The sequence below is a fragment of the Blautia sp. 2227st1_G12_2227SCRN_220401 genome, from assembly GCF_039062885.1.
Taxonomy (GTDB): Bacteria; Bacillota; Clostridia; order Lachnospirales; family Lachnospiraceae; genus Blautia_A; species Blautia_A fusiformis.
Genome location: NZ_JBCLNI010000026.1, coordinates 1 through 24,344 on the forward strand (window position 1 = coordinate 1; position 24,344 = coordinate 24,344).

At 45.4% G+C, this 24,344-nt stretch carries 22 protein-coding genes; 7 read left to right on the forward strand and 15 right to left on the reverse strand.

All coding sequences use genetic code 11. From position 1 onward, the window contains the following. On the forward strand, positions 1-879 hold an 879-nt coding region (locus tag ABCM67_RS12535; RefSeq protein WP_342992899.1), incomplete at its 5' end, for a PLP-dependent transferase. Between the two features lie 189 nt (positions 880-1,068). Here ABCM67_RS12535 and ABCM67_RS12540 read toward each other — a convergent pair. Both ABCM67_RS12540 and ABCM67_RS12545 read right to left on the reverse strand, forming a co-directional pair. Continuing rightward, positions 1,069-1,362 carry a phage holin family protein gene (locus tag ABCM67_RS12540; RefSeq protein ID WP_092069275.1) on the reverse strand — a complete coding sequence of 98 codons (294 nt, stop codon included), beginning with the start codon at positions 1,360-1,362 and terminating at the stop codon, positions 1,069-1,071. A 255-nt stretch (positions 1,363-1,617) separates the two neighbouring features. Continuing rightward, positions 1,618-2,331, reverse strand: coding sequence for a TraX family protein (locus ABCM67_RS12545; protein WP_021885873.1), 714 nt, complete (start codon positions 2,329-2,331; stop codon positions 1,618-1,620). Between the two features lie 542 nt (positions 2,332-2,873). Here ABCM67_RS12545 and ABCM67_RS12550 point away from each other — a divergent pair. Continuing rightward, on the forward strand, positions 2,874-3,866 hold the full coding sequence (locus ABCM67_RS12550) for an aldo/keto reductase (RefSeq protein WP_092069272.1): 993 nt from the start codon (positions 2,874-2,876) through the stop codon (positions 3,864-3,866). A gap of 214 nt (positions 3,867-4,080) precedes the next feature. Here ABCM67_RS12550 and ABCM67_RS12555 read toward each other — a convergent pair whose 3' ends face one another. Both ABCM67_RS12555 and ABCM67_RS12560 read right to left on the reverse strand, forming a co-directional pair. Beyond that, positions 4,081-5,091, reverse strand: a complete 1,011-nt coding sequence (locus ABCM67_RS12555) for a GGGtGRT protein (protein ID WP_015525727.1) — start codon at positions 5,089-5,091, stop codon at positions 4,081-4,083. A 40-nt stretch (positions 5,092-5,131) separates the two neighbouring features. Next, positions 5,132-5,824: a hypothetical protein gene (locus ABCM67_RS12560; RefSeq protein ID WP_015525726.1), complete on the reverse strand. Its 693-nt coding sequence runs from the start codon at positions 5,822-5,824 to the stop codon at positions 5,132-5,134. Positions 5,825-6,070: 246 nt separating this feature from the next. Here ABCM67_RS12560 and ABCM67_RS12565 point away from each other — a divergent pair, with 246 nt between their 5' ends. Beyond that, positions 6,071-6,808 (forward strand): TraX family protein, encoded by a 738-nt coding sequence (locus tag ABCM67_RS12565; RefSeq protein WP_147603620.1) that lies wholly within the window; start codon positions 6,071-6,073, stop codon positions 6,806-6,808. A gap of 555 nt (positions 6,809-7,363) precedes the next feature. On the opposite strand, the gene ABCM67_RS12570 is transcribed toward ABCM67_RS12565, so the two are convergent. From ABCM67_RS12570 to ABCM67_RS12600, 7 genes are all read right to left on the reverse strand, one after another. Beyond that, positions 7,364-8,032: a transferase gene (locus ABCM67_RS12570; RefSeq protein WP_021651109.1), complete on the reverse strand. Its 669-nt coding sequence runs from the start codon at positions 8,030-8,032 to the stop codon at positions 7,364-7,366. Then, positions 8,029-10,080, reverse strand: a complete 2,052-nt coding sequence (locus ABCM67_RS12575) for a DNA topoisomerase (protein ID WP_215638509.1) — start codon at positions 10,078-10,080, stop codon at positions 8,029-8,031. Before ABCM67_RS12575 ends, ABCM67_RS12570 begins: the two co-directional genes overlap by 4 nt. Before the next feature lies 1 nt (position 10,081). Further along, positions 10,082-10,837, reverse strand: a complete 756-nt coding sequence (locus ABCM67_RS12580) for a formate/nitrite transporter family protein (RefSeq protein ID WP_173740673.1) — start codon at positions 10,835-10,837, stop codon at positions 10,082-10,084. Positions 10,838-11,017: 180 nt separating this feature from the next. Beyond that, entirely contained in the window at positions 11,018-11,254 is a 237-nt protein-coding gene (locus ABCM67_RS12585) for a DUF3343 domain-containing protein (protein ID WP_279030647.1), read from the reverse strand. 99 nt (positions 11,255-11,353) lie between these two features. Then, positions 11,354-12,439 (reverse strand): aspartate-semialdehyde dehydrogenase, encoded by a 1,086-nt coding sequence (gene asd, locus ABCM67_RS12590; RefSeq protein WP_302415558.1) that lies wholly within the window; start codon positions 12,437-12,439, stop codon positions 11,354-11,356. Positions 12,440-12,532: 93 nt separating this feature from the next. Continuing rightward, on the reverse strand, positions 12,533-13,912 hold the full coding sequence (argH, locus tag ABCM67_RS12595; RefSeq protein WP_015525719.1) for an argininosuccinate lyase: 1,380 nt from the start codon (positions 13,910-13,912) through the stop codon (positions 12,533-12,535). Between the two features lie 151 nt (positions 13,913-14,063). Next, positions 14,064-14,729 (reverse strand): epoxyqueuosine reductase QueH, encoded by a 666-nt coding sequence (locus tag ABCM67_RS12600; RefSeq protein WP_173739925.1) that lies wholly within the window; start codon positions 14,727-14,729, stop codon positions 14,064-14,066. A gap of 129 nt (positions 14,730-14,858) precedes the next feature. Here ABCM67_RS12600 and ABCM67_RS12605 point away from each other — a divergent pair, with 129 nt between their 5' ends. Together ABCM67_RS12605 and ABCM67_RS12610 are read left to right on the forward strand one after the other, a co-directional pair. Then, positions 14,859-15,626 carry an ABC transporter ATP-binding protein gene (locus tag ABCM67_RS12605; protein ID WP_144094139.1) on the forward strand — a complete coding sequence of 256 codons (768 nt, stop codon included), beginning with the start codon at positions 14,859-14,861 and terminating at the stop codon, positions 15,624-15,626. Beyond that, positions 15,619-16,413: an ABC transporter permease gene (locus ABCM67_RS12610; protein ID WP_173741486.1), complete on the forward strand. Its 795-nt coding sequence runs from the start codon at positions 15,619-15,621 to the stop codon at positions 16,411-16,413. Before ABCM67_RS12605 ends, ABCM67_RS12610 begins: the two co-directional genes overlap by 8 nt. A 29-nt stretch (positions 16,414-16,442) precedes the next feature. On the opposite strand, the gene ABCM67_RS12615 is transcribed toward ABCM67_RS12610, so the two are convergent. Beyond that, positions 16,443-18,869, reverse strand: coding sequence for an EAL domain-containing response regulator (locus tag ABCM67_RS12615; protein ID WP_302746933.1), 2,427 nt, complete (start codon positions 18,867-18,869; stop codon positions 16,443-16,445). A gap of 159 nt (positions 18,870-19,028) precedes the next feature. Beyond that, complete coding sequence (locus ABCM67_RS12620; RefSeq protein WP_015525717.1) at positions 19,029-19,682, reverse strand: DUF3786 domain-containing protein; 654 nt, start codon at positions 19,680-19,682, stop codon at positions 19,029-19,031. Positions 19,683-20,038: 356 nt separating this feature from the next. Here ABCM67_RS12620 and ABCM67_RS12625 point away from each other — a divergent pair, with 356 nt between their 5' ends. After that, positions 20,039-21,178: a glucose-1-phosphate adenylyltransferase gene (locus ABCM67_RS12625; RefSeq protein ID WP_059086314.1), complete on the forward strand. Its 1,140-nt coding sequence runs from the start codon at positions 20,039-20,041 to the stop codon at positions 21,176-21,178. A gap of 1 nt (position 21,179) precedes the next feature. Then, positions 21,180-22,301: a glucose-1-phosphate adenylyltransferase subunit GlgD gene (gene glgD, locus ABCM67_RS12630; protein ID WP_015525715.1), complete on the forward strand. Its 1,122-nt coding sequence runs from the start codon at positions 21,180-21,182 to the stop codon at positions 22,299-22,301. Between the two features lie 86 nt (positions 22,302-22,387). Here the strand turns inward: glgD and ABCM67_RS12635 are convergent, their stop codons facing one another. Together ABCM67_RS12635 and ABCM67_RS12640 are read right to left on the reverse strand one after the other, a co-directional pair. Then, the gene (locus ABCM67_RS12635; RefSeq protein WP_015525714.1) at positions 22,388-23,098 is read right to left on the reverse strand and encodes a hypothetical protein; all 711 of its coding nucleotides are present in this window, start codon (positions 23,096-23,098) and stop codon (positions 22,388-22,390) included. A gap of 170 nt (positions 23,099-23,268) precedes the next feature. Then, entirely contained in the window at positions 23,269-24,267 is a 999-nt protein-coding gene (locus ABCM67_RS12640) for an acyltransferase (RefSeq protein ID WP_059086315.1), read from the reverse strand. Positions 24,268-24,344 lie beyond the last annotated feature (77 nt).

Sequence of the window (24,344 nt, forward strand, 5' to 3'; positions counted from 1 at the left end):
GAAGAAGAGATTGCTGCCGCATTTAAACCGAACACAAAGGTTCTTTTTGCAGAAACCATCGCCAATCCGGCTCTGGTCGTCCTGGACATCGAGAAATTTGCACACGTTGCACACCAGAACGGCGTACCTCTTATTGTGGATAACACCTTTGCCACACCGGTAAACTGCCGTCCCTTCGAGTGGGGTGCAGATATCGTTACCCACTCCACCACCAAATATATGGACGGGCATGCCGTTCAGGTAGGCGGCGCCATTGTCGACAGCGGTAACTTCGACTGGGATGCCTATGGCCATAAATATCACGGTCTGACAGAGCCGGATGAATCCTATCACGGTGTTGTCTATACAAAGCAGTTTGGAAAAAAAGCTTACATCACTAAGGCTACTTCCCAGCTGATGCGTGATCTGGGCTCTATTCCGTCTCCGATGAACTGCTTCCTTCTGAACCTCGGCCTGGAAACGCTTCCACTGCGTGTTGAACGCCATTGCTCCAATGCCCAGAAGATCGCAGAATACCTAAACGCACACGAAAAGGTTTCTCATGTAAATTATGCAGGACTTCCGGAGGATAAATATCACGCACTGGCTCAGAAATATATGAAGGATGGCCGTACCTGCGGCGTTATCTCCTTTGAACTGACCGGTGGCCGTGATGCAGCAGTCCGTTTTATGGACAGTCTGAAGCTTGCCACCATCGCAACTCATGTTGCTGCTTCCATCACTATGGTCCTTCACCCAGCCAGCCATACACATCGCCAGATGAACGACGAGCAGTTGGTTGAAGCAGGAGTTTCTCCTGGAATGATCCGTCTTTCCATCGGTATCGAAAATGTGGATGATATTATCAAAGATCTGGAACAGGCACTGAAAAATGCATAAATAACCAATTCAAAAAGGAAGGATACATCTGCTCATGCATGATGTATCCTTCCTTTTTATGATATATTTTCTCCTACTCTCAATTATGGCATTTCCGCCAATTACCTGCATCCTGTTCTGAACGGCTTTCTTCTGGCACATAAATTCCTGCAGCTGCTGCAAGTATCTGAAACTACCTTACAAAATCCATTATTCATCTTTTTCCAGCTGTTTGATCAGCTGGTTCACATATGTAGAAAGCCCCGCCACCAGGACTCCCTGTGTTGTGGATGTAAATACTGCCATTGCAATATCCTGTGCATTTTTACAGGAACAGGTAGCAAAAACATAAATTCCGCATATAAGGATTCCTGCACACCCCAATATCAGCGGAATATATTTGTCCTTCACAGCCTGAGCCTCCTTCAGTGCGATCCCCATAAAATACAAAGCGATTGCTGTGATCAGCAATTCCGGTTTAATATAATTCACAAGCGCTTCCATGAATATTCTCAGTATCTCCCCTGCCGCTTTGATTTATTTTATGAATTTCTCCAAGAAATATTTCACAAATTCCCCAAAAATGTAAGCTACGTGTAAGCTATCTGTAAGCTACGCATAAATTTTCATGCGTTCTCAGACTGATTTGTTCTATTTTTCTTTAGACACAAAGAAAGGGGCTGTGAAATAACAGTCATCTACGCAAAAAGAGGACTTTTCGTTCATTTTAAAAGAAAAGTCCTTTTTTAAATTTCATATTCAAATCTTAAGACACATTCTTATAATTCCTAAAATCAGCAAATGTACTGGATAAAAAAGATAATTAAACCACTTATTCTGTTTTCCACGTTCTCCATTATAAGTAAGTGTCAGGCCAAATCCAAGCAAAGCCCATGGTTCTTTGAACATGGAAAGATAGGAAAATGGAATCGCAAGTGCCTGTCGGTCATGAAAAATATAATAGAAATATCCAATCAGCACCGCATGGTGTTCATAATCTAATCCCAGATTCATTGCAGCAAAGCACAATACTGCCACAATGAGAAATGATACGAAATACCATAAAGCTTTCGGCAATGCTGCCATCTTTTCCTTGAGTACATCAATCAGCCAGATCATGGCAAGCACCAAGGCTAACGTAAACATAATATTGTTCCAGTTGGCTTCAAAAAATGTAGCTGTTGTACACATATCAAAAGGAATTTCTGATATTACTCCAAATACAAGAAGTGTAATTAAATACTTCCATTTATTTTTTGTGTGGAAATAGCCTTCCACGAGAAGGAAGATGAATATTGGAAATGCGATTCTTCCTAAAATATCAAAAAAGTCACTCAACCGATTCAATGCTCCTCCATCCAAATTCGGATAGATTAACGCTTTGTTTGTGTGATCGATAAGCATAGATAGAAAAGCAATGTATTTAAGCTGCGCCCCTGAAAATATTTTTATTCTTTCTTTTATATTGTTCATAAAAAATAGTCCTTTTTTTAATTTCTTCAATTACATTCACTTATTGGGTCATCTTTACCCACCCCACTGGATATGGCGAAAAGGAACCGTTGAATAGTAGAAAGCTAAGATTGTGATAACTCTATATTACTATAGTTGTTTTGAAAAAACTATATAAAAGAAGAGTTTATGAAGCATAAAGCTTTAAAGAAAATCGAAGGAGGAAAGTCCACTCAAAGAGTGAATATACAAAAACAAAAGATTAAGGTGCAGAAACTTCATCTGGAATTGTTGGAGAAATTGCAGTAGCATACAGGTTACTGTTCACTCCCGTGTCAATCACTTCGCTGATTGACACGGAGGATGCATGTTTTGGCTTGAATGCATCTCGCCCCATCGCCAAAGGCAATTTAAAATGGCGAGATGCGTTGCTGGTCGCACATCGTGTGAACAGTAACGCATACAGCGAAAACAGAGGCTGAAATGAAGAGCTGGATGCAATTGAAGAAAAAATATGATATCCTAAGTGTAGCAGAAAGATATAATCATGGAGGTATATACACATGTACATTGCAGACAAAAAAAGATACGACACAATGGTTTACAACCGCTGCGGTAAAAGTGGCTTGAAGCTGCCTGTTGTTTCACTTGGACTCTGGCACAATTTTGGTGATACAAGTATCTACGAAAATATGAAGCAGATGTGCTTTACCTCTTTTGACAATGGAATCACTCATTTTGACCTTGCCAATAATTATGGGCCTGCTTATGGCAGTGCAGAACGCAATTTCGGCAAGCTTTTCAGGGAAGAACTTCATCCATACCGAGATGAAATGCTCATCAGCACAAAGGCCGGATTTGATATGTGGGAAGGACCTTATGGCAATTGGGGAAGCCGCAAGTACCTTATTGCAAGCCTGGACCAGAGTCTTAAGCGACTTGGACTTGATTATGTCGATATCTTCTATCATCACAGAATGGATCCTGAGACACCACTTGAGGAGACTATGGGTGCTCTTGACTCTATCGTTCGAAGTGGAAAAGCCCTTTATGTAGGTCTTTCAAATTATGATGGTCCCACACTTAAAAAAGCTACAGAAATCCTAACCGATTTGAAATGTCCTTTCGTAATCAACCAGAACCGTTATTCTATCTTTGACAGAACAATTGAGAATAACGGGCTTAAGGACACTGCCTATGAGCTTGGAAAAGGTATCATAGCTTTCTCTCCTCTCGCACAGGGACTTCTTACGAAGCGCTACCTCAATGGTATCCCTGCTGATAGCAGAATTGCCACTGACGGACGATTCCTTAATGAGACTGCACTTACATCAGAAAAGCTTTCCCAGATTCAGGCACTTAACGAAATTGCTATGGAAAGAGGACAGACGCTTGCCGAGATGGCTCTTAGCTGGATTCTAAAAGATGATAAAGTAACAAGTGTCCTAATTGGAGCTTCAAAACCTGAGCAGATTCTTGATAATATCAAGATAATCGGACATACTGATTTTTCAGATGAAGAACTTAAGAAGATTGATGATATCGTTAATTCTTAATCAATGAAAGGGGCTGTGATCGGCTCTTCTTTTTGTTTCCTTCGCTCTGTTACCTACTTGTTACCTACCTGTTGCCTATCTTACCATTTTCAAGACTTCTCACACTGACTCAAATTACATCTTCTTTTTTACGATCAAAATTAAGAAAAGTACCGCAGCCCTTGGAACTACGGTACTTTCAAGGTTTGTTGACTCTTTAATTAAAAAGGTTTTATTAGAACTTGCCAGCGTCAGCAGCTTCCTGTACGGAAACAGCTACAGCAACTGTCATACCAACCATCGGGTTGTTTCCAGCGCCGATAAGACCCATCATCTCTACGTGAGCCGGTACGGAAGAAGATCCTGCGAACTGAGCGTCAGAATGCATACGTCCAAGTGTATCAGTCATACCGTAGGAAGCAGGACCTGCTGCCATGTTGTCCGGATGAAGTGTACGTCCTGTACCACCGCCGGAAGCAACGGAGAAGTATTTTTTACCTTTCTCGTTGCACTCTTTTTTGTATGTTCCTGCTACCGGATGCTGGAAACGAGTCGGGTTTGTAGAGTTTCCTGTGATGGAAACGTCAACGCCCTCTTTCCACATGATCGCAACACCTTCCGGAACGCTGTTAGCGCCGTAGCAGTTAACTTTTGCACGAAGTCCCTCTGAATAGGATTTACGGAATACTTCCTTAACCTCGTTCTTATATGGATCATACTCTGTCTCTACATATGTAAAGCCGTTGATACGGGAGATGATCTGAGCAGCGTCTTTTCCAAGACCGTTCAGGATAACACGAAGAGGTTTTTTACGAACTTTGTTTGCTTTCTCGGCGATACCGATAGCACCCTCAGCTGCTGCGAAGGACTCATGTCCTGCAAGGAAGCAGAAGCAGTCTGTCTCTTCCTCAAGAAGCATCTTTCCAAGGTTTCCATGTCCAAGACCTACTTTACGTGTGTCTGCAACGGATCCCGGGATACAGAAAGCCTGAAGGCCTTCTCCGATAGCTGCTGCTGCGTCAGCGGCTCTTCTGCAGCCTTTTTTGATCGCGATAGCTGCACCTACTGTGTAAGCCCAGCAAGCGTTCTCGAAGCAGATCGGCTGAATGCCTTTGATCTGATCGTAAACGTTCAGTCCTGCGTCTTTAGTGATTTTCTCAGCTTCTTCGATAGAAGCGATTCCATAGCTGTTTAAAACAGAATTGATCTTGTCAATTCGTCTCTCATATGATTCAAATAAAGCCATTTCCTGTAACCTCCTGATATTTTTACCTTACGAAGTGTAATTACTCTTTTCTTGGGTCGATGATCTTAACAGCATCTGCAACACGACCGTACTGACCTTTTGCTTTCTCCCATGCTGTGTTCGGGTCATCACCTTTCTTAATGAAGTCAGTCATTTTTCCAAGGCTTACGAACTGATATCCGATGATCTCATCGTTCTCATCAAGAGCGATACCTGTAACATAACCCTCAGCCATCTCAAGGTAACGAGGTCCTTTTTTCAGAGTTCCATACATTGTACCAACCTGAGAACGAAGTCCTTTTCCAAGGTCCTCAAGACCAGCTCCTACTGCAAGTCCGTCCTCGGAGAATGCAGACTGGGAACGTCCGTAAACGATCTGAAGGAAAAGCTCTCTCATAGCTGTATTGATTGCATCACATACAAGGTCTGTGTTCAGCGCCTCCATAACGGTAAGTCCTGGAAGGATCTCAGAAGCCATAGCTGCAGAGTGAGTCATTCCTGAACATCCGATCGTCTCAACAAGTGCCTCCTGGATGATTCCCTCTTTAACGTTAAGGGAAAGCTTACAAGCACCCTGCTGCGGAGCACACCAGCCAACACCGTGTGTAAATCCGGAGATATCCTTTACTTCTTTTGCCTGAACCCATTTTGCTTCTTCCGGGATCGGAGCGGCACCATGATGTACGCCCTGTGCCACTGGACACATTTCTTCTACTTCGCGTGAATAAATCATTTTAAAACTCCTTTCAAGTATAGATTGACCGATGTTATTGAGAAAAAAAGTTCGATAACACCCTATGGCTATTTTCTCACAAAACCTTTGTTTCGTCCAGTCATATTTGATAAAATTTTGCCATAAAACGCATAATATTGGTAGTTATTCCGGCAGTATTGCATGCCTAACTGTCAAATATTTCTGGCAACTGCTATATGTATGTGATAATATATTAGCAAGTTTAACCCTGGAGGTATATTTTTCATGAATGCATCTGTGGATTCTGTTTTTCCAGAAAAATACCGTGTTCTCAGCGGAAGTACTTTGAAAATGATCGCTGTTATCACCATGCTGATCGATCATATCGGAGCTGTACTGCTCAGTATGTATCAGCCCGCACAGAAAATCCTGTTTACGCTTTTCGGCAGAGAATATACTGTATATCTTATTTTCCGCGATATCGGCAGAGCTGCTTTTCCCATCTTCTGTTTTCTCCTGCTGGAAGGCTTCCGGCATACACGGAGCCGGTTCCGCTATGGGAGAAATCTCCTTCTTTTTGCACTGCTCTCAGAAATTCCGTGGAATCTGATGTTTACAAATACGCTGCATTATGAAAGACAGAATGTGTTTTTCACGCTTTTTCTCGGATATCTGGCCTTTTGTGCCATCGAATATTTCCAGACCAGACCTTCGATACAGCTTTTCTGCATCCTGGGGCTGCTTGTTGTTTCCATTTTTCTGAAAGCAGACTATGGATGGCGGGGATATATCTTCCTGCTGATCATGTATTATATGCGAAACGACAAGCCAGGCCAGGCAATCCTCGGAAGCTGCTGGCTTTACTATGAATGGAGAGCCTGTTTCGCCTTTCTGTCCATTAACCTGTACAATGGAAAAAGAGGCTTCATCCGCGGAAAAGCAGCAAAATATTTCTTTTACTGGTTTTATCCAGTCCATATTATGGGACTGGTCATACTTCGACAGATTTTATTTCTGTCTTAATTCTTTTTTTCTTATTGTCTTATATGGATGTGCGTGTTGTATGTGAAAAGTTTTGAGATTTCAGTTCTGCACTTTTCCAGTGGGGAGTTCTGAGGGGAGAAAGCACTCAGAGTTGCGAAGCCCGTTTTTCTCCCCTCAGGCACCCCTCTTTCCGGGCACGCAATTCGGCCAGGCCCCTTCATAATGTAACACTCCTGGTTCGGTCCTGTATTCCACTTCTATCACCCATTTATCACTGTGCCGATTATAATTGTATGTTCTGTTTTACCACATCTAAAAGTCAAACTATTCATTCATCAATCCAGGAACAGGCCTGCTACGCAGGCCGCCTTCCGTCCCCCTCTCACCCGATCGGCACAGCCTCTCGCAAACAATACCGTCGCATCCATCGCCCCATCAAAAAAAGCCACACTCTCAAAAAAGTGCGGCTTCCCTGCGTGGCCAGGAGGGGAGGAGCTCGAGGAGGGGAGACGGCCTTCGCAACTGTGAGTGCTTCCCCTCCTCGAACCTTCCGCTGCTTACCAAGCAGAACTTATTTCAAAAAACAAAGAAAAACTATTTTTTCTTCACAATTTCTTTTGCATTTTTATAAATGGAATCCGCCGGAACACATCCACGTACCGGTGACAGCGGGTAGATATTAGAATTCCGTCCGATCACAGTACCGGGATTCAGCACAGAACCGCATCCGACTTCAACATGATCTCCGAGCATCGCTCCGAATTTCTTAAGACCGGTTTCGATCTTTTCATCCCCGTCTTTTACGACAACCAGCTTCTTGTCTGATTTTACGTTGGAACAGATCGATCCGGCACCCATGTGGGACTTATATCCCAGCACAGCATCTCCAACATAATTATAATGAGGAACCTGAACCTTGTTAAACAGCACTGCATTCTTAAGCTCTGTGGAATTTCCCACAACTGCGCCCTCACCAACGATAGCCTTGCCGCGGATAAATGCACAGTGGCGCACCTCGGCGTCTCTGCCAATGATAGCCGGTCCGGTGATACTTGCAGTCGGCGCAACTGTAGCGGATCTTGCGATCCATACATTTTCGCCCTTCTCCTCATATTCAGAAGGATCCAGTGTTTTTCCCAGCTTAATAATGAAATCTCCGATCTCCGGAAGAACCTCCCACGGATAGGTTTTTCCCTCAAAAAGCTCTGCTGCAATGGTCTCATTCAGATCCAGCATATTGCTGATAGTAAAATCTTTCATCATGATGATCTCTTTCCTCCCTGTCCGGAAGCCCGCTCCGGCTTCCTGTAGTTTACAGCGGCCGCATCAAAAAACTGCCGCAGGTTATACTGATAATTGCTTGCCTCCACCTGCCGGGTACGTACCCGCACAAAATGCTCCAGCTTGTCCATATATTCCTGTTCCGTGATGCTGCCCTCTGCCACATAGGTGAGCCCCTTTTCCCAGCTTGCCGTAAGCTCCGGGTTCAGAAGCTGCCGGATAGAACAATTTACCACATCAAAGATCATTTCCCCAAGAAGCGTTGGAGTGATCACCTGGGTCTTTTTGTTCAGTGCCAGATATTTGATGTTAAAAAGCTTCTTCAGGATCTCGGCACGGGTAGCACTGGTGCCGATCCCGCTTCCCTTGATCTGGGCTCGAAGCTCCTCATCCTCGATCAGCTGTCCTGCATTTTCCATGGCAAGGATCATGGAACCGGAATTGTATCGTTTGGGCGGTGAAGTCTCACCCTCCTTGATACTCAAACCGTTCACAGGAAGTATATCACCCTTTTTCAGCTTCTGCAACGCCTCCAGGAGCACAGTATCACAGGAAGCCTCGTCTTCCTCTCCATTTCCGTTTTTCTCACTGTCTGAAGCCCTTTTCCGCGAAAAAGAATTCGTGGCAATCTTCAGATAGCCTTCTTCTTTGAGAACCTTAAAGGATGAAAAGAATGCCTCTCCGTCCAGCTTCGTCACAAGACTCACCTTCTGATAAACGGCCGGCGGATAAAAAATACATAAAAATCTCCGTACAATGGTCTCGTACACACGCTGTGCGGTAAGAGACACATTTCCCAGCGCGTTCAGTCCCTGACCGGTAGGAATGATCGCGTAATGGTCTGTGATCTGCTTGTCATTCACATATCTGGTCTTTGCAATGCTTTTCCAGGATTCCATCCCCAAAACCTCTGCCGCCGCAGCACCGGCCTGCTGATAATTTCGAAGACCGGATATATTCTTGTATATCTCCTTGGCCACTGCCGTGGAAAGAACTCTGGCATCCGTTCTCGGATAAGTCACCAGCTTCTTCTCATAAAGCTCCTGTACGATCCGGAGTGTCTCGTCCGGACTGATCTTAAACAGCTTTGAGCACACATTCTGAAGCTCCGCCAAGTTAAAAAGAAGCGGCGGATTTTTGTTTTCTTTTTTTCGTTCCACCTTTTCCACAATACAGGAAAGGGGCTGGTTCACCATCAGCTGATCGATCAGCATCTGTGCATGCTCTTTTTTCCTGAAGCCGTTTTCTTTATAAAGATACGGGGACTGGAAATACCGGCTGCCTTCCACAGCTCTCCATTCACCGTCAAAATTTTCGCCTGCAAGTCCAATGCTGCCAAGGACACGGTAAAACGGTGTCTTCACAAAGACACGGATCTCCCGTTCTCTCCGCACCACCATGCCAAGAACACAGGTCATCACACGCCCAACTGCAATGGCCTGATATTTGGAATGGAGATAATTGGTGACACTGCTTCCGTAGCGCAAGGTCAGAACTCTGGAAAAATTGATTCCCATAAGATAATCTTCCTTTGCGCGGAGATACGCAGATGCTGCCAGATTATCATACTCCGAGATATCCTTCGCTTCACGGATTCCTCTTAAGATCTCTTCCTCTGTCTGGGAATCGATCCACACACGTTTCTGGACTTTCCCCTTTACTCCTGCCATCTGGGCTACCAGACGGTAGATATATTCACCCTCACGTCCGGAGTCGGTACACACATAAATGGTATCCACATCCGGCCGGTTCAGCAGTCCTTTTACGATCTCGAACTGCTTTTTGACCCCGGGGATCACTTCATATTTAAATTCGCGCGGCAAAAAAGGCAGGGTATCAAAACTCCACCTTTTAAACTTGATATCATATTTTTCGGGATAGCTCATGGTAACCAGGTGTCCTACACACCAGGTTACCACAGAATCATCAGATTCCAGATATCCGTCTTTTCTCTGACCGTTGATTTTCAAAGCCTTCGCAAATTCCTGTGCCACGCTGGGCTTCTCCGCTATGTATAAAGCCTTTGCCATACTATTTATCTGCACTCATCTTTCTAAGCGGCCATGCCAGAAGCACACCTCCGCCAACTATATTTCCCAGTGTTACGATCACCATGCTTTTAAGCATAGCGCCGACAGACAATCCTGGCACCATACAGAATGCAACTGTAAAAATACCCATATTTGCAATACAATGCTCAAATCCGCTGACAACGAAACCTGAAATACAGATCACGATCATCAGGAACTTGCCTGACTCACTCTTCAGCTTAATGCCGCAGAGAACAGCAAGACAGACGAAGAAATTACAAAGTACCGCACGGAAAAACATCTGTCCTGCCGGAATACTCAGTTTTCCGTTTATAAATCCGGCAAAATAATCTGCTGTACCGGACGCTCCGGCACCTACAAAGATCAGCGCCAGGATCAGGCATCCCACAAAATTGCCGATGTAACTGATTCCCCAGACCTTGCCAACATCTTTCCATGATACGCTCTTGTCATACGCACCAAAAGCCATTACCAGATTGTTACCGGTAAACAGCTCTCCTCCTACCATTGCGATCAGCAGGACCGCAATAGAGAACACGATGGCTCCAAGGAATTTCCCCCATTCCGGGAATGTCTTGGAAAATACATTTCCAACAACGTTACTGTAGATCATCGCCACATCAATAAAAAATCCGGCCATGATCGCCCGCATAAAGTATTTTCCGAAATTGCTGTTCAGTAAGTTTATCTTACCCTTCGCAGCGGTTGACAGTTTCTCTACATCCTCCCTGTTCATAAATAGCACCTCCACATATTTTAGCAAGCGTGGCACTTTGTTGCTGCTTCTTTGTTCACAGCAACACGCTTTCCGGAAATCTGCTTGTTATATTGTAACACTTTACTAATTATTTAACAATAAAAATGCGAAAATTTTCAAAAATTTCCGTTTTGTTACATACAACAAACAATATCCGTTTTATACCAGAACACGATAGATGCCATCCCAGGCCAGTTCCTTTTTTTTCAGGAAATTTTCTGTTTCCTCCTCTGATTGCTCCACGCATTTCCATGCCAGTCCGCACTGGGCACTGATCTCTGAAGGGATCGGGATCAGCCTTCCCGGAAATTCAGATTCCCTGGCCATTTTTTCCATTTTCATGGCAGCCGTGGTTGTGGAAAATGTCACAACTGTAGTAATTACTTTTCTGCGCATATCTCCTTTGTTCCTTCCACATACGCAAAAACAGGACACCGGAAAAACCGATATCCCGTTTCTGACGATTTTCTTTATTTCCTGTAAAGGATCCAGTTCTTATTTAGCCTGGATATATCCTTTCGCTTTCAGAGTTTCTGCACAGAGAACTGCTCCGCCTGCGGCACCTCTTACTGTGTTATGGGAAAGTCCGATGAACTTGTAATCATAAACAGTATCCTCACGAAGACGTCCTACAGATACTCCCATTCCATTCTCATAGTTTACATCCATCTGTACCTGCGGACGGTTGTCCTCCTCAAGATACTGGATGAACTGCTTCGGAGCGCTTGGAAGCTCAAGCTCCTGCGGAAGTCCCTTAAACTCAACCAGCTTCTGGATCAGCTGCTCTTTGGTAGGTTTCTTGCGGAATTTAACGAATACAGCTGCTGTATGTCCGTTGAGGACCGGAACACGTACACACTGGCATGTGATGACAGGTGTGGTAGCCGGAGCGATCACGCCGTCCTCGATCTTGCCCCAGAGTCTTAATGGCTCCTTCTCACTCTTCTCTTCCTCACCACCGATGTACGGAATGATGTTGTGCTCCATCTCCGGCCAGTCCTTGAAGGTTTTTCCTGCTCCGGAAATAGCCTGGTATGTAGTGGCAACTACTTCATACGGCTCGAACTCTTTCCATGCGGTAAGTACCGGAGCGTAGCTCTGGATAGAGCAGTTCGGTTTAACAGCTACAAAGCCGCGTTTTGTTCCGAGACGTTTCTTCTGGAATTCGATAACCTCAAAGTGCTCCGGATTGATTTCCGGAACTACCATCGGAACGTCCGGTGTCCAGCGGTGTGCGCTGTTGTTGGACACAACCGGTGTCTCTGTCTTTGCATATTCTTCCTCGATCGCCTTGATCTCATCCTTCGTCATATCAACTGCGGAAAATACAAAGTCAACAGTAGCTGCAACCTTCTCAACCTCGTGGATATCCATAACAACCAGCTTCTTTACTGCCTCCGGCATCGGAGTATCCATTTTCCATCTGCCGCCCACAGCCTCCTCGTAGGTCTTGCCTGCGCTTCTCGGGCTTGCCGCTACAGTAACCACCTCAAACCACGGGTGATTCTCCAGAAGAGAAATGAATCTCTGACCAACCATTCCAGTTGCACCTAAAATACCGACTTTAAGCTTTTCACTCATAATAAAACTCTCCTCATCTCGTGTCCCTCCATGGCACACATTTGTCTTTTCTGTAAATACTATACCAATTTTTCCTAAAATGCAAGCATTATCTTAATTTTTTTCAAGATATTCTTTATTCTGAGCGATCACCTGCTCCATCACGTCCGGTCCCGGCGCTCCCAGAGTCACACGTTTTTCCACGCAGGTCTTCATACTGATGGCTTCATAGATGTCCTCCTCAAACACAGGACTGATCTCTTTGTACTCGGAAAGCGGAAGCTCATCCAGAGAGATTCCCTTATCCAGACAGAGAAGGACCAGTCTTCCGACGATGCCGTGAGCATCACGGAACGGTACACCGTGGTTAACCAGATAGTCTGCTGCGTCTGTGGCGTTTGTAAAGCCTCTCTTTGCACTTGCCTCCATGTTGGCTTTGTTGAACTGCATAGTGGAAACCATGCCGGTAAACAGGGCGATACAGCCTTTTACGGTGTCGATGGCATCAAAGGTCAGCTCCTTGTCTTCCTGCATATCTTTGTTGTATGCAAGCGGGATTCCCTTCATGGTTGTGAGAATAGATGTCAGCGCTCCGTAAACACGGCCTGTTTTTCCACGGACAAGCTCTGCGATATCCGGATTCTTCTTCTGCGGCATGATACTGCTGCCTGTGCTGTATGCGTCATCGATCTCAACGAAACGGTACTCATTGGAATTCCACAGAATGATCTCCTCTGAAAAACGGCTCAGATGCATCATGATTGTAGAAAATGCACTGAGAAGCTCGATGACATAATCTCTGTCAGATACGGAATCCATACTGTTTCTGGTTGGTGCATCAAAGCCGAGAAGCTCTGCAGTATAGGCACGATCCAGCGGATAAGTGGTTCCTGCCAGTGCTCCCGCTCCAAGCGGACAGGTATTCATTCTCTTACGGATATCAAAAAGTCTGTCACGGTCTCTGCGGAACATCTCAAAATATGCGCCTACATGGTGTGCCAGAGTTACCGGCTGTGCCTTCTGAAGGTGGGTAAATCCCGGCATGTAGGTGTGAACATTCTCTTCCATGATCTTCTGCAGGGCAAGAAGAAGGTCCTTCAGCTCCTTATCTGTCTCATCGATCTCGTCGCGGACATAAAGCTTCATATCCAGAGCTACCTGGTCATTACGGCTTCTTCCTGTGTGAAGCTTCTTTCCGGCATCTCCGATACGGTCGATCAGGTTTGCCTCCACGAAGCTGTGGATATCCTCATACTCCGCTGTGATCTCCAGCTTGCCTGCTTCCACGTCTGCAAGGATACCGTCCAGTCCTTCTGTGATCTGCTCCTTTTCTTCCTCTGTCAGGATCCCCTGTTTTGCAAGCATGGCAACATGTGCCTTGCTTCCACGGATATCCTGTCTGTAAAATTTTTGATCAAAGGAAATGGATGCGTTAAAATTGTAAACCAGCTTGTCCGTTTCTTTTGTAAAACGGCCTCCCCATAACTGTGCCATATTGATTCTTCCTCACTTTTCTTTTTTGCGGCAGAACTATCTTCTCCGGACATACACGAGCTCCGTCTCCCGGACGTCTGCACTTTTCTGTGTTAGTGTAACATATTTTTATAAAAATGCAAAGTTTTTCATAATTATACGTTTGCTGTCTTCAGCCGTTGTTACTGTTCACTCGGTTCTCAGTAACCAGCCGTTCTCTGTCCATGGCTTCTTTCTTTGAAAATACACAGCCGCAGTAATTCTGCCGGTACAGAGCATGCTCATGAGACAGCTCAATAGAACGCTTGTAGCCATTCTTTTTCTTAAAATCTGAAGTCAGATGTGGCACTTTATAGATTTCTGCCAGCTCCTCGCCAATCTCATTGATCTTCTGTGCATTTTTCAGCGGACTGATACTTAATGTTGTGGTGAAATAATCATATCCTCCCTCCTTCGCCAGCTTTGCCGCCTCTTCCATCCGCAGGCGGTAACACCGAAAGCACCTCTCTCCTCCTTCTGGAACATCTTCCAGGCCTTTTGCCATTTCATAAAATTCCTTCGGGTCATACCGGCCCTCCATAAGAGTTACCGGATGGACAAATTCCATCTCCCCGATCAGGCGGCGGATCTCAGCCACGCGGTGTGAATATTCCTCCAACGGTGCGATATTGGGATTATAAAAAAATATCGTGATCTCAAAATACTGCGACAGATATTCCATCACATAGCTGCTGCATGGCGCACAGCAGGCATGCAGAAAAAGTCTGGGGGTTTTCCCTTCTTTCTGGTTTCTTTCAATCAGTTTATCCAGTTCTTTCTGGTAGTTTCTCTTGTTCAATGTTTGTAATTCCTTTCTCTATGACCGTTTTCAGGCAGACATCAAAGTATGCATCTCTGCCATTGGCCTTCTCATGTTTCAGACATATGATAATATTATACCATTATCTACGAAAAGGAGGCAACATCCATGAATCCTGTCCTGAAAGTGCGGGACGTGTGTCTCTCCTATCACACATTGTCCGGTGAGACACCCGCCCTTTCTCATATATCCTTTGACCTGATGCCCGGTGAATTCCTGTCCATTGTAGGACCTTCCGGATGCGGAAAATCCACTCTTCTGAATCTCATTGCCGGCCTGCTCACTCCTGAGCACGGTTCCATTACTCTGGGAGACCGTCCGGTATCCTCCGGCAGTGCCGCTGTAGGATATATGCTCCAGAAGGATCATCTTCTGGAATGGCGGAGCATCTACAAAAACATCCTTCTCGGCCTGGAGATCCGGAAAGAGCTCACACCTGAAAAACTGGCACATGCAGAAGCCCTTCTTCAGACCTACGGTCTGGACCGTTTCCGTGATGCCCGCCCTTCCCAGCTTTCCGGCGGAATGCGCCAACGTGCCGCTCTGATCCGGACCCTGGTGCTGGAACCGGAGCTCCTTCTTCTGGACGAACCATTTTCCGCTCTGGATTACCAGACACGCTTAAATGTCAGTGATGATATCGGAAAAATCCTCAAAAGCTCCGGCAAGCCTGCGATCCTGGTCACTCATGACATCTCCGAAGCCATCAGTATGGCCGACCGGGTACTGATCCTTTCTGCACGTCCTGCCACTGTACGAAAGATCATTGATATCGATCTGGATATCAGCGACCGCACTCCCCTCTCCTCCAGAAATGCTCCGGATTTTAAGAAATATTTTAACATCATATGGAAGGAGCTCAATGAAAATGCCTGAAATTTCCAAACAGCAGAAACAATATCTTGCACGGCAGAAAAAAGAAAAACACATTATCCTGGCTGCACGGACACTTCTTTTTGTTCTTTTTATGGGACTTTGGGAAATATCCTCTGATCTTGGATGGATCGATTCCTTTATCTTCAGCAGTCCTTCCCTGATCGCAAAGACCTTTCTTTCCATGTGCAGGGATCAGTCCCTGTTTGCACATATTGCCGTGACACTGGCAGAAACTCTTGTCAGTTTCTTTTTTGTTGTGATCCTGGGTGTAGGAACCGCAGTACTTCTCTGGTGCTCCCGACGGATCGCACGGATCCTGGAGCCATGTCTGGTGGTACTGAACAGTCTCCCGAAATCTGCTCTGGCCCCTCTTCTGATCGTATGGCTTGGTGCCAACGAACGTACCATTGTAGTCGCCGGCATGTCTGTAGCCATCTTCGGCTCCGTTATCAATCTGTACTCCGGTTTCTGCCAGGCAGATCCGGAAAAGCTGAAGCTGATCGAAACTCTTGGGGGACACAAAAAGGAAAAGCTTCTGAAGATCGTCCTGCCCTCCTCCGTTCCTCTTATCCTGAGTGTGATGAAGGTCAACATCGGGCTTTGCCTGGTAGGCGTGATCATCGGAGAATTTATCGGTGCCCGAAAAGGCCTGGGATACCTGATCATTTACGGAAGCCAGACATTCAGACTTACATGGGTCCTGATGTCCATTGTGATCCTCTGCATCATTGCCATGCTGCTGTATTTTGCACTTTATCTTATTGAAAAACAGGTCCGGAAGCATTAGCTGTAAAAAGGGCGTGTAAAAATGATCTCTCATTTTTTACACGCCTCTTTTGCTCTTATAACCTTTGTTTCAAAGTTTTCCCACGGCAAAGGCCGTGCATAATAAAAGCCCTGGATCTCATCGCAGCTCAGGCTTCGCAGGATCTCCACCTGTTTTGCTTTCTCCACGCCCTCGGCAAGAACCTTCATTCCCAGGCTGTGTGCCAGCGAAATGGTATGACGGATCACCTGCTGCCCACGAAAATTCTCTATGTAATCGATCAGACTTTTATCCAGCTTCAGAGTATCGAATGGCAGCTGGTTCAGGCTTGTCATAGATGAATAGCCGGAGCCAAAATCATCCATATGCAGCTCGAATCCTGCATCCACCATCTTCTCTATGAGCTTACTGATCCGATCATTATACAACGTAGCAGTTTCTGTCAATTCAATGGGAACAGAAGAAAACGGAATGCCATTTTCTTCCACGATCTTCACATAACGACAGATCATATTATCGTAATGGATACTGGCACGTGACAGATTCACCGAAATCGGAAGTATCTTTTTCCCTGATCTTATACGTTCCCCCTGGATGCTGCATACCTTTCGGAAAACATATTCATCAAGGCGTACGATCAGACCATCCTTCTCAAAAAGAGGGATAAATTCTCCCGGCGAAACCATAGTTCCTTCCGCTCTCTTCCAGCGCACCAGTGCCTCCGCCCCAACGATCTCTTCTGTCTCCACACTGTATTTCGGCTGCAGGTAGACTACGAATTCTTCATTGCGTATAGCCTCCACGAAAGCATTCTCCATCTGTCCGTTACGGATATGCCTCTTTCTCATCTCATCATCATAAAAAGCGATCTGGTGCTCATAGTCATCCCGGATACTCTTCATGGCCAGAAAAGCCCTGTCACAGATCAGGGTAAAAGGCAGTGTCTTATCCACATTCTCATAGACCCCATAGTTGACCACCAGATTAGGAATCGGTGCTCCACTCTCGACCCTGTGGATAAATTTCTCCATATCTGCCATACGGATCTCTTTCTTTCCATATATGATGGCTACAAACTGGTCTCCTCCATATCTGCCCACCGTCCCGTAGCGAACCTGATTTCTATACGTATCTCCCAGATAGGTAAGAACCTGATCACCGGTCTTCTCTCCATAGGTTCCGTTGATCCATTTAAAGTTCTTTATATCTGCCACCACCACATGAAAATCCTGATTCGTATTAAAGCGCATCAGCGTCTTTGCATGATGGAAAAAGGCCTGTCTGATATAAAGCCCTGTAAGATCATCATATTCCAGAGCTGAGAGTACCATCACGGACTCTCTCAGCTTGATCACATTGTTGATCTTACTTTTTAATATACGGACATTATACGGTTTCCGTACAAAATCCACTGCTCCCAGTTCCAGACATCGCACCTCATCCTCCAACCGGTTACTTCCGGTTATGATGATCACAGGCACAGAGGTCAGCATCACATCATCACGGATCAGCTCCAGAAACTGAAATTCATCACATACCGGCACACTCATATCAAGAAGAATTGCAGAAAGGGTTTTGTAATTCTCAGACAGACGCTTCATCCCCTCTGCTTCATTCATCGCAGTGATAACCTCAAAACTGCCCTCCAGATGTTCTGTAAGCGCTTTCCGATCCGTCTCGTCATTCACTACAATAAGAAGTTTTCTTCCGGATGCTGTTCCTCCTGGTTCCAGTACGGCCTCCATCTCACTGTACCGTACATCCATATCCTCATTGGCAAAAGCAAACACCACGGCCTGAAAATCCTCAGCCGTTCCTACCCTGGCACATTTCACATAGAAATATTCAATCCTCCCGTTGCTTCGGCGTACACGATAATGTACCATCAACTGGGGAATCCTTGTAAGACGTTGGCATATCTTCTCAAAATCCATCATCTGATGCATCCGGATCCTGTCCTCTGCCGCAACACTGCTCTCAATATAAATATCCATGATCTTCTCATAGGATTCATCACTGCGAAGTCCCTCCTCCACATAAGCTCCACTCTGCCCCTGGAAGCGGCATACCTGGACCTTATGAGTCTCTCTGTCAACAGAGTAGATATTGATAAAATTTTTTCCGAGAACATTAATGATCCCCATAAGAAGCGGATTCTCCATCATTCCGCTGCTGATCTCATCATTCGTCTCTGTATCCGAAAAAACAAGGGCATGTCCTGTCCCGCCGGATTCCAGCGGAATCTCCACAGCATCAACCGAACGCAGGATATTCCGTCCCGGTTCCAGATAGTTCTTCGGACCTTTGATCCCGTTAACGACCGGACAGATCTCACAGGGAGTTTCTCTGTTTCTCAGACAGTGATAGCATTTCTCGCCCCTCTTCAGCTGCGGATAGATCTCACGTGCTGCCAGGTTATAGCTGATAATCTTATAATCCTCATCTATGACATACATTCCCGATGCATTTTTCCCCACGAGCATCACCTCCGGATTCGTAAATTTCTCATAGATCCTTCGTGACAGTTACTGTCTCAAAATCCTTAAATATTCCTTCATTATATACGATTTTTCTGATAACTGCAATTATCTTTCGTATTATTTATTTTTCATATTGGTTTTATTATATTTCGGTTATCAGCGCATCTGAAAAGATTTCCCCCTGAGCGGAACCCCGGCAAGCTCCGCAAGCCTTTTGATCCCGGAATCTGCTATGGATACCGCACTCTCCACATGATTGAAATCTGTGGCGCTGTAATCAAACAGGATATTTCCCTGTGCTTCAAACTCCTCGTCCCGTTCCCAGAAAAAGAATCTCATAGGCATACAGTCAAAGGCCCTGATCTCATATCCCACATCACCCTGGGGCAGTTCCCTGCCGTCAAGCTTCTGAAACGCCTCCCTCAATTCCTTTTCATGGCCGGAAAATGTAGCACTGAACACATCCGTCTCTCCGATCTGATACGCCGGCGCAAATGGTCTTGCATTCCTGAGATCTGCAAAAGGGACCCACTTATCCATAATAAAAGCCCCCTCTTTCGCATACCCCAGAAGCGTATAAATATTCAGCATCTCCGTAGTATCCGGTTCTCTCTGTCCATCCAGGCTCCGGATACTGCCGTCTTCCAGACTCACCCCATATCTTCTTCCGAAATGAATGATCGTGAGAAACCCGTTTTCTTCCTTCAGTTCCGGCACCCGTTTATGCAGATCTGCCTGATCCATCTTCAAAAAGCGTTGTGCCCACTCTTCACATAGTTTTACATAGTTGGAAATTCTTTCTTCTTTCATCCTGTCTTCTCCCTGTCTGATATCGATATCCTTTCTCCGCTGTATTCCGGACTTTTTTTACAGAATACACTGCTTTCACATTTTCCGCAAGAATCTTCGCCGATGTATCCGAAATCCGGCTATTTTCAGTGTTACTGTTTTTTCAGCATCCCGGAACCTTCTTAAACGTTTCTTTTTTTCGACAGATCATCCATCAATTTTCCCAAATCCGTCTAATTTCCCAATATAAAAATAACGTTTTTTTGCACAAAAAACTGGATTTTCTTTTTCGAAAGGTGTATAATATTAACAAAGTTTATTGTTTTTATGGTTAAAGACACCTGGCAGTAAACAAGAAATGAAAGTGAGGATTCGCCATGAAACAAAACAGTATGTTAGCAATGATCCTGGCCGGTGGAAGAGGAAGTCGTCTTCACGAGTTGACGAATAAAGTTGCCAAGCCAGCCGTTGGTTATGGCGGTAAATACCGTATCGTGGATTTTCCGCTCAGTAACTGTGCCAACAGTGGCATTGATGTCGTAGGTGTACTGACACAGTATGAATCAGTTTTACTGAACAGCTATGTAGCAGCCGGTGGCCGCTGGGGCCTTGATGCCAAGGACAGCGGAGTTTATGTACTTCCTCCACGTGAGAAAGCGGATGCCGGTCTGGATGTATACCGTGGAACAGCTGATGCGATCTCTCAGAATATTGATTTCATCGACTCACAGAACCCGGAATACCTTCTGATCCTTTCCGGTGACCACATCTATAAGATGAATTATGCAAAGATGCTTGATGACCATATCCAGCATAAGGCAGATGCCACTATTGCAGTTATCGAGGTTCCCATGAAGGAAGCCAGCCGTTTCGGTATCATGAACACCGGTGAAGATGACCGCATCGTGGAATTTGAAGAGAAACCGGAACACCCGAAGAGCAATCTTGCCTCCATGGGTATCTACATATTCAACTGGAAGCTTCTGCGCAAGCTCCTGCTGGCAGATATCAAAAATCCGGATTCCAATCACGATTTCGGTAAAGACATCATCCCTACACTCCTTGCACAGGACAAGGCGCTCTACGCCTACAAGTTCAAAGGCTACTGGAAGGATGTAGGAACCATCGATTCCCTCTGGGAAGCGAACATGGATCTTCTCAGTCCTAACAGTGAACTGGATCTTAACGATCCTACCTGGAAAATCTACACTGAGGATGCTACCTCTCTTCCACAGTATATCTGTGATACCGCTGTGATCAACACTGCTTTCATTACTCAGGGCTGTGTTGTAGAAGGTGAGATCACCAACTCCGTACTTTTCACAGGCGTCAAGGTCGGTCCTGGTGCCAAGATCATCGACAGTGTCCTGATGCCGGGTGTTGTTGTTGAAGCAGGTGCCGTTGTCCAGCGTGCTCTCGTTGCAGACGGAGTCGTGATCGGTACCAATGCTCGTGTCGGTTCCAAGGACAGTGAGCACATCGAACTTGTATCAAAACGTGTAAAGGGGGCTGAGTAATATGTTTAAAGCATTTGGAATCGTGAATTCCTCAGAAAGAAATATCCATGTGGAGGGGCTTCAGGACTACCGTGCGATCGGCGCCTTTTCATTTCTCGGAAGATATCGTGTCATCGACTTCCCGATCTCAAATATGACCAACAGCGGAATTGAGTACATTCAGGTCTATGTAAAGAACAAACCCCGTTCTCTTGTAGAACATCTCGGAACCGGACGTCACTACAACATCAACTCCAAGAGCGGTAATCTCCAACTCCTCTTTTCAGAGCATTCCGGAGTCAACGATATCTATAACACCGATATCGACAACTACTACTCCAATCTGGAGTGCATCGAAGCAGTTCATTATCCGTATGTTGTTATCGCTCCGAATTACATGATCTACACCACCGACTATTCCAAGCTGATCGATGCCCATATCGAATCCGGTGCAGATGTGACCATGCTTTATCATTCCGTTGATAATGCCAAGGAGAACTATCTGAACTGCCACATCCTGAACCTGAACCGTCAGAAGGGTGTTCTCTCCATTGAGCACAACCACGGCAATGCAAAGAACCGCAACATTTTCATGGATACCTACGTAATGAGCAAGGAGCTTTTCATCAGCCTCATCCATAAGGCAAAAGAGATCTCCTCTCTTTATACCCTTGCAGACGTGATCAATGCCGGCTGCAGAGACGGTGAGCTGGATGTGCGTGGTATATCTCATCGCGGATATTTTGCATCGATCACTGATTTCAAGAGCTATCACGATGCAAATATGGATCTGATCGACTACAAAACTGCAACCGATCTTTTCCATGATAACTGGCCGATCTATACACGCACCAACAACTCCTGTCCGACCCATTATTTTGACACAGCCAATGTTTCCAACTCCGTTATCTCCAACGGCTCCATGATCGAGGGAACTGTAGAAAATTCCATTGTCGGACGTGGCTGTACCATCAAAAAGGGCGCTGTTATCAAGAACTGTGTCGTTCTTGCAGACTGTACCATCGGTGAGAATGTCCATATCGAAAATCTGGTGGTAGACAAGCATGCCAAGATCACGCATGCCAAGGAGATCATCCGTCCTGCGGATGAGCCTGGCTACATCAAACGTAACGATACACTGTAATATTCATATATAATAAGGCCTCCGGTTCCTGTGTTACGAACCGGAGGCCTTATTTATCTCTGTACTCAGCTAAACATATGGATCCATCATTTCAGAACAGACTGGATCCATTTCAACGCATTCTCTTTATTCTTCACATTACCCGGAAGGCAGATGCACACCGGATCATATCTCAGGCCAAAGTCCTGAGCAACACTACTGCTGCCGTCAAGCTCCAGATGCTGATCATCCACAGCGCCCAGAGACTCAAACACCTCATCTCCAAACGTTTCCCTGAGATTTGCATACATTCCGCTATCTTTCTCATGTTCATAGAGTTCCTTCGGCATGATCAGGACATCAACGGTAGCACTCTGGATTTCCGTCACATATGCGATCCTGGCATAGTAATCAAAATCCTCTCCTGTCTCGTCCGTCATCAGATTCTGCGCCACACTGACTTCTGCATATTTATCCTCTGTTCCCAGTGTCTTCAAAACATCCTCTTCCACCTTCTCAGAGTCATAATTCCCTGCATTCACCACCGCAATGGAAAGCACCGTCTTCATCTGTGCGTGACGATAAATATTCACTCCCAGACAGACTCCGCCAATGGCAAGAAGCACGCACAGCATATGTATCTTATAATACATCCAGATATACTGAATCTTCTTACCTGTTCCCATTCCCTTCAGTTTCTCTCTTTCGATCCGGCGGCGTTCCTTCTTCGTCAGATCAGTTTCGTTGGGCATCTCCGGATTCAGTACACTCTCATCGTGTCCGTCACTGCCGGCCTCCGCTCTGTTTTGTAAATCCATAAAAATCTCCTTTTTCTTTCATGTCTCAGTATTTTTTACCCTGAAGCGGGATATTCCAGTCGCTTTCCCCACATCCTCCGGGTGGGTGCTGTGACTTATCAATAAAGGATATTTTAGCATATTTTGGTACAAAATCACAGCGCATAAATATGAAAATACCATAAACTCTTCTATTTCCGGCAGATCTTCATTCCATATCCATACATTACCGCCACAGCAGTCACAAGAACACAGACCATCACCGGTCTCATCCACAGATATAAAAGATTTTTCTCAATTCCAGCTGCCACAGCCACATCCTTCAGGATATCAGCCACGCAGAGATGGAACAGATAAATAAAAAACGCATATTTCTGACCGATGGCTGCCGGAAGCTCGGGCACTTTCCGATTCTTTCCCATGATCGCAATGAGAAAAAGACCAACAGCCATAGATACTGACCCCAGAAACAATTCCAGTTTGCCAAAATACCGGTATTCCAGCAGACTTGCGATCCCGCCGCCAGCTGCCATGCCATACAAAAGAAGCACTTTTTTTCCGGCAAACCAGGCTTCCAGCTTTTCCTGATGTCTGTGTATCAGATGTCCCAACATAAAAAACGGAAATCCGGTAAACAGATAGTTTCGAAACTGCATAACACGGAAATGCTTTTCCGGGAACAGGAAGGTCGAAAATTCCTCCATTCCGAAATGGATCAGAAGAAGCACCGGTATCAGAACATATACCTGCTTACAAATCCGGAATCTTGCTGCCAGGGCAAAAAGAAGATAACAATAGAGCAGTGCCGGGAGAAACCACAGATGCCATTTCACCTGAGAGCTGTTATTATATAGAAGAAACTGGCGGATATGTTCCCCCGAAACCAGGGCTTCCAGCCATTCCTTCTGGCTTGCTCCGTCGATGTGGTTCTGGATCAGCTCCCACAGACAGCAGACCGGAAATGCCACAAGCATCAGCTTCAGAACATGCCGGATCTTTTTTCCGGTTCTTATAAATTCCGTATCATCGCCACGGAAACAAAAATATCCGGATACCATAAAAAACACAGGTACTGCAAATCTGGCAAGTACATTGGCTATAATTCCGGCATTTCCCGGAAAATGGACGTGAAGAAGCACAACTGCATAAGCACAGATTGCCTTTACCATATCCAGAGTACGGTTTCGCATAAAAATTACTCCTTTTTATATCGAACGCTTATCCCGGAAATATGATTCCGGGGTTCCCTTTTTTTCGAAACGATATA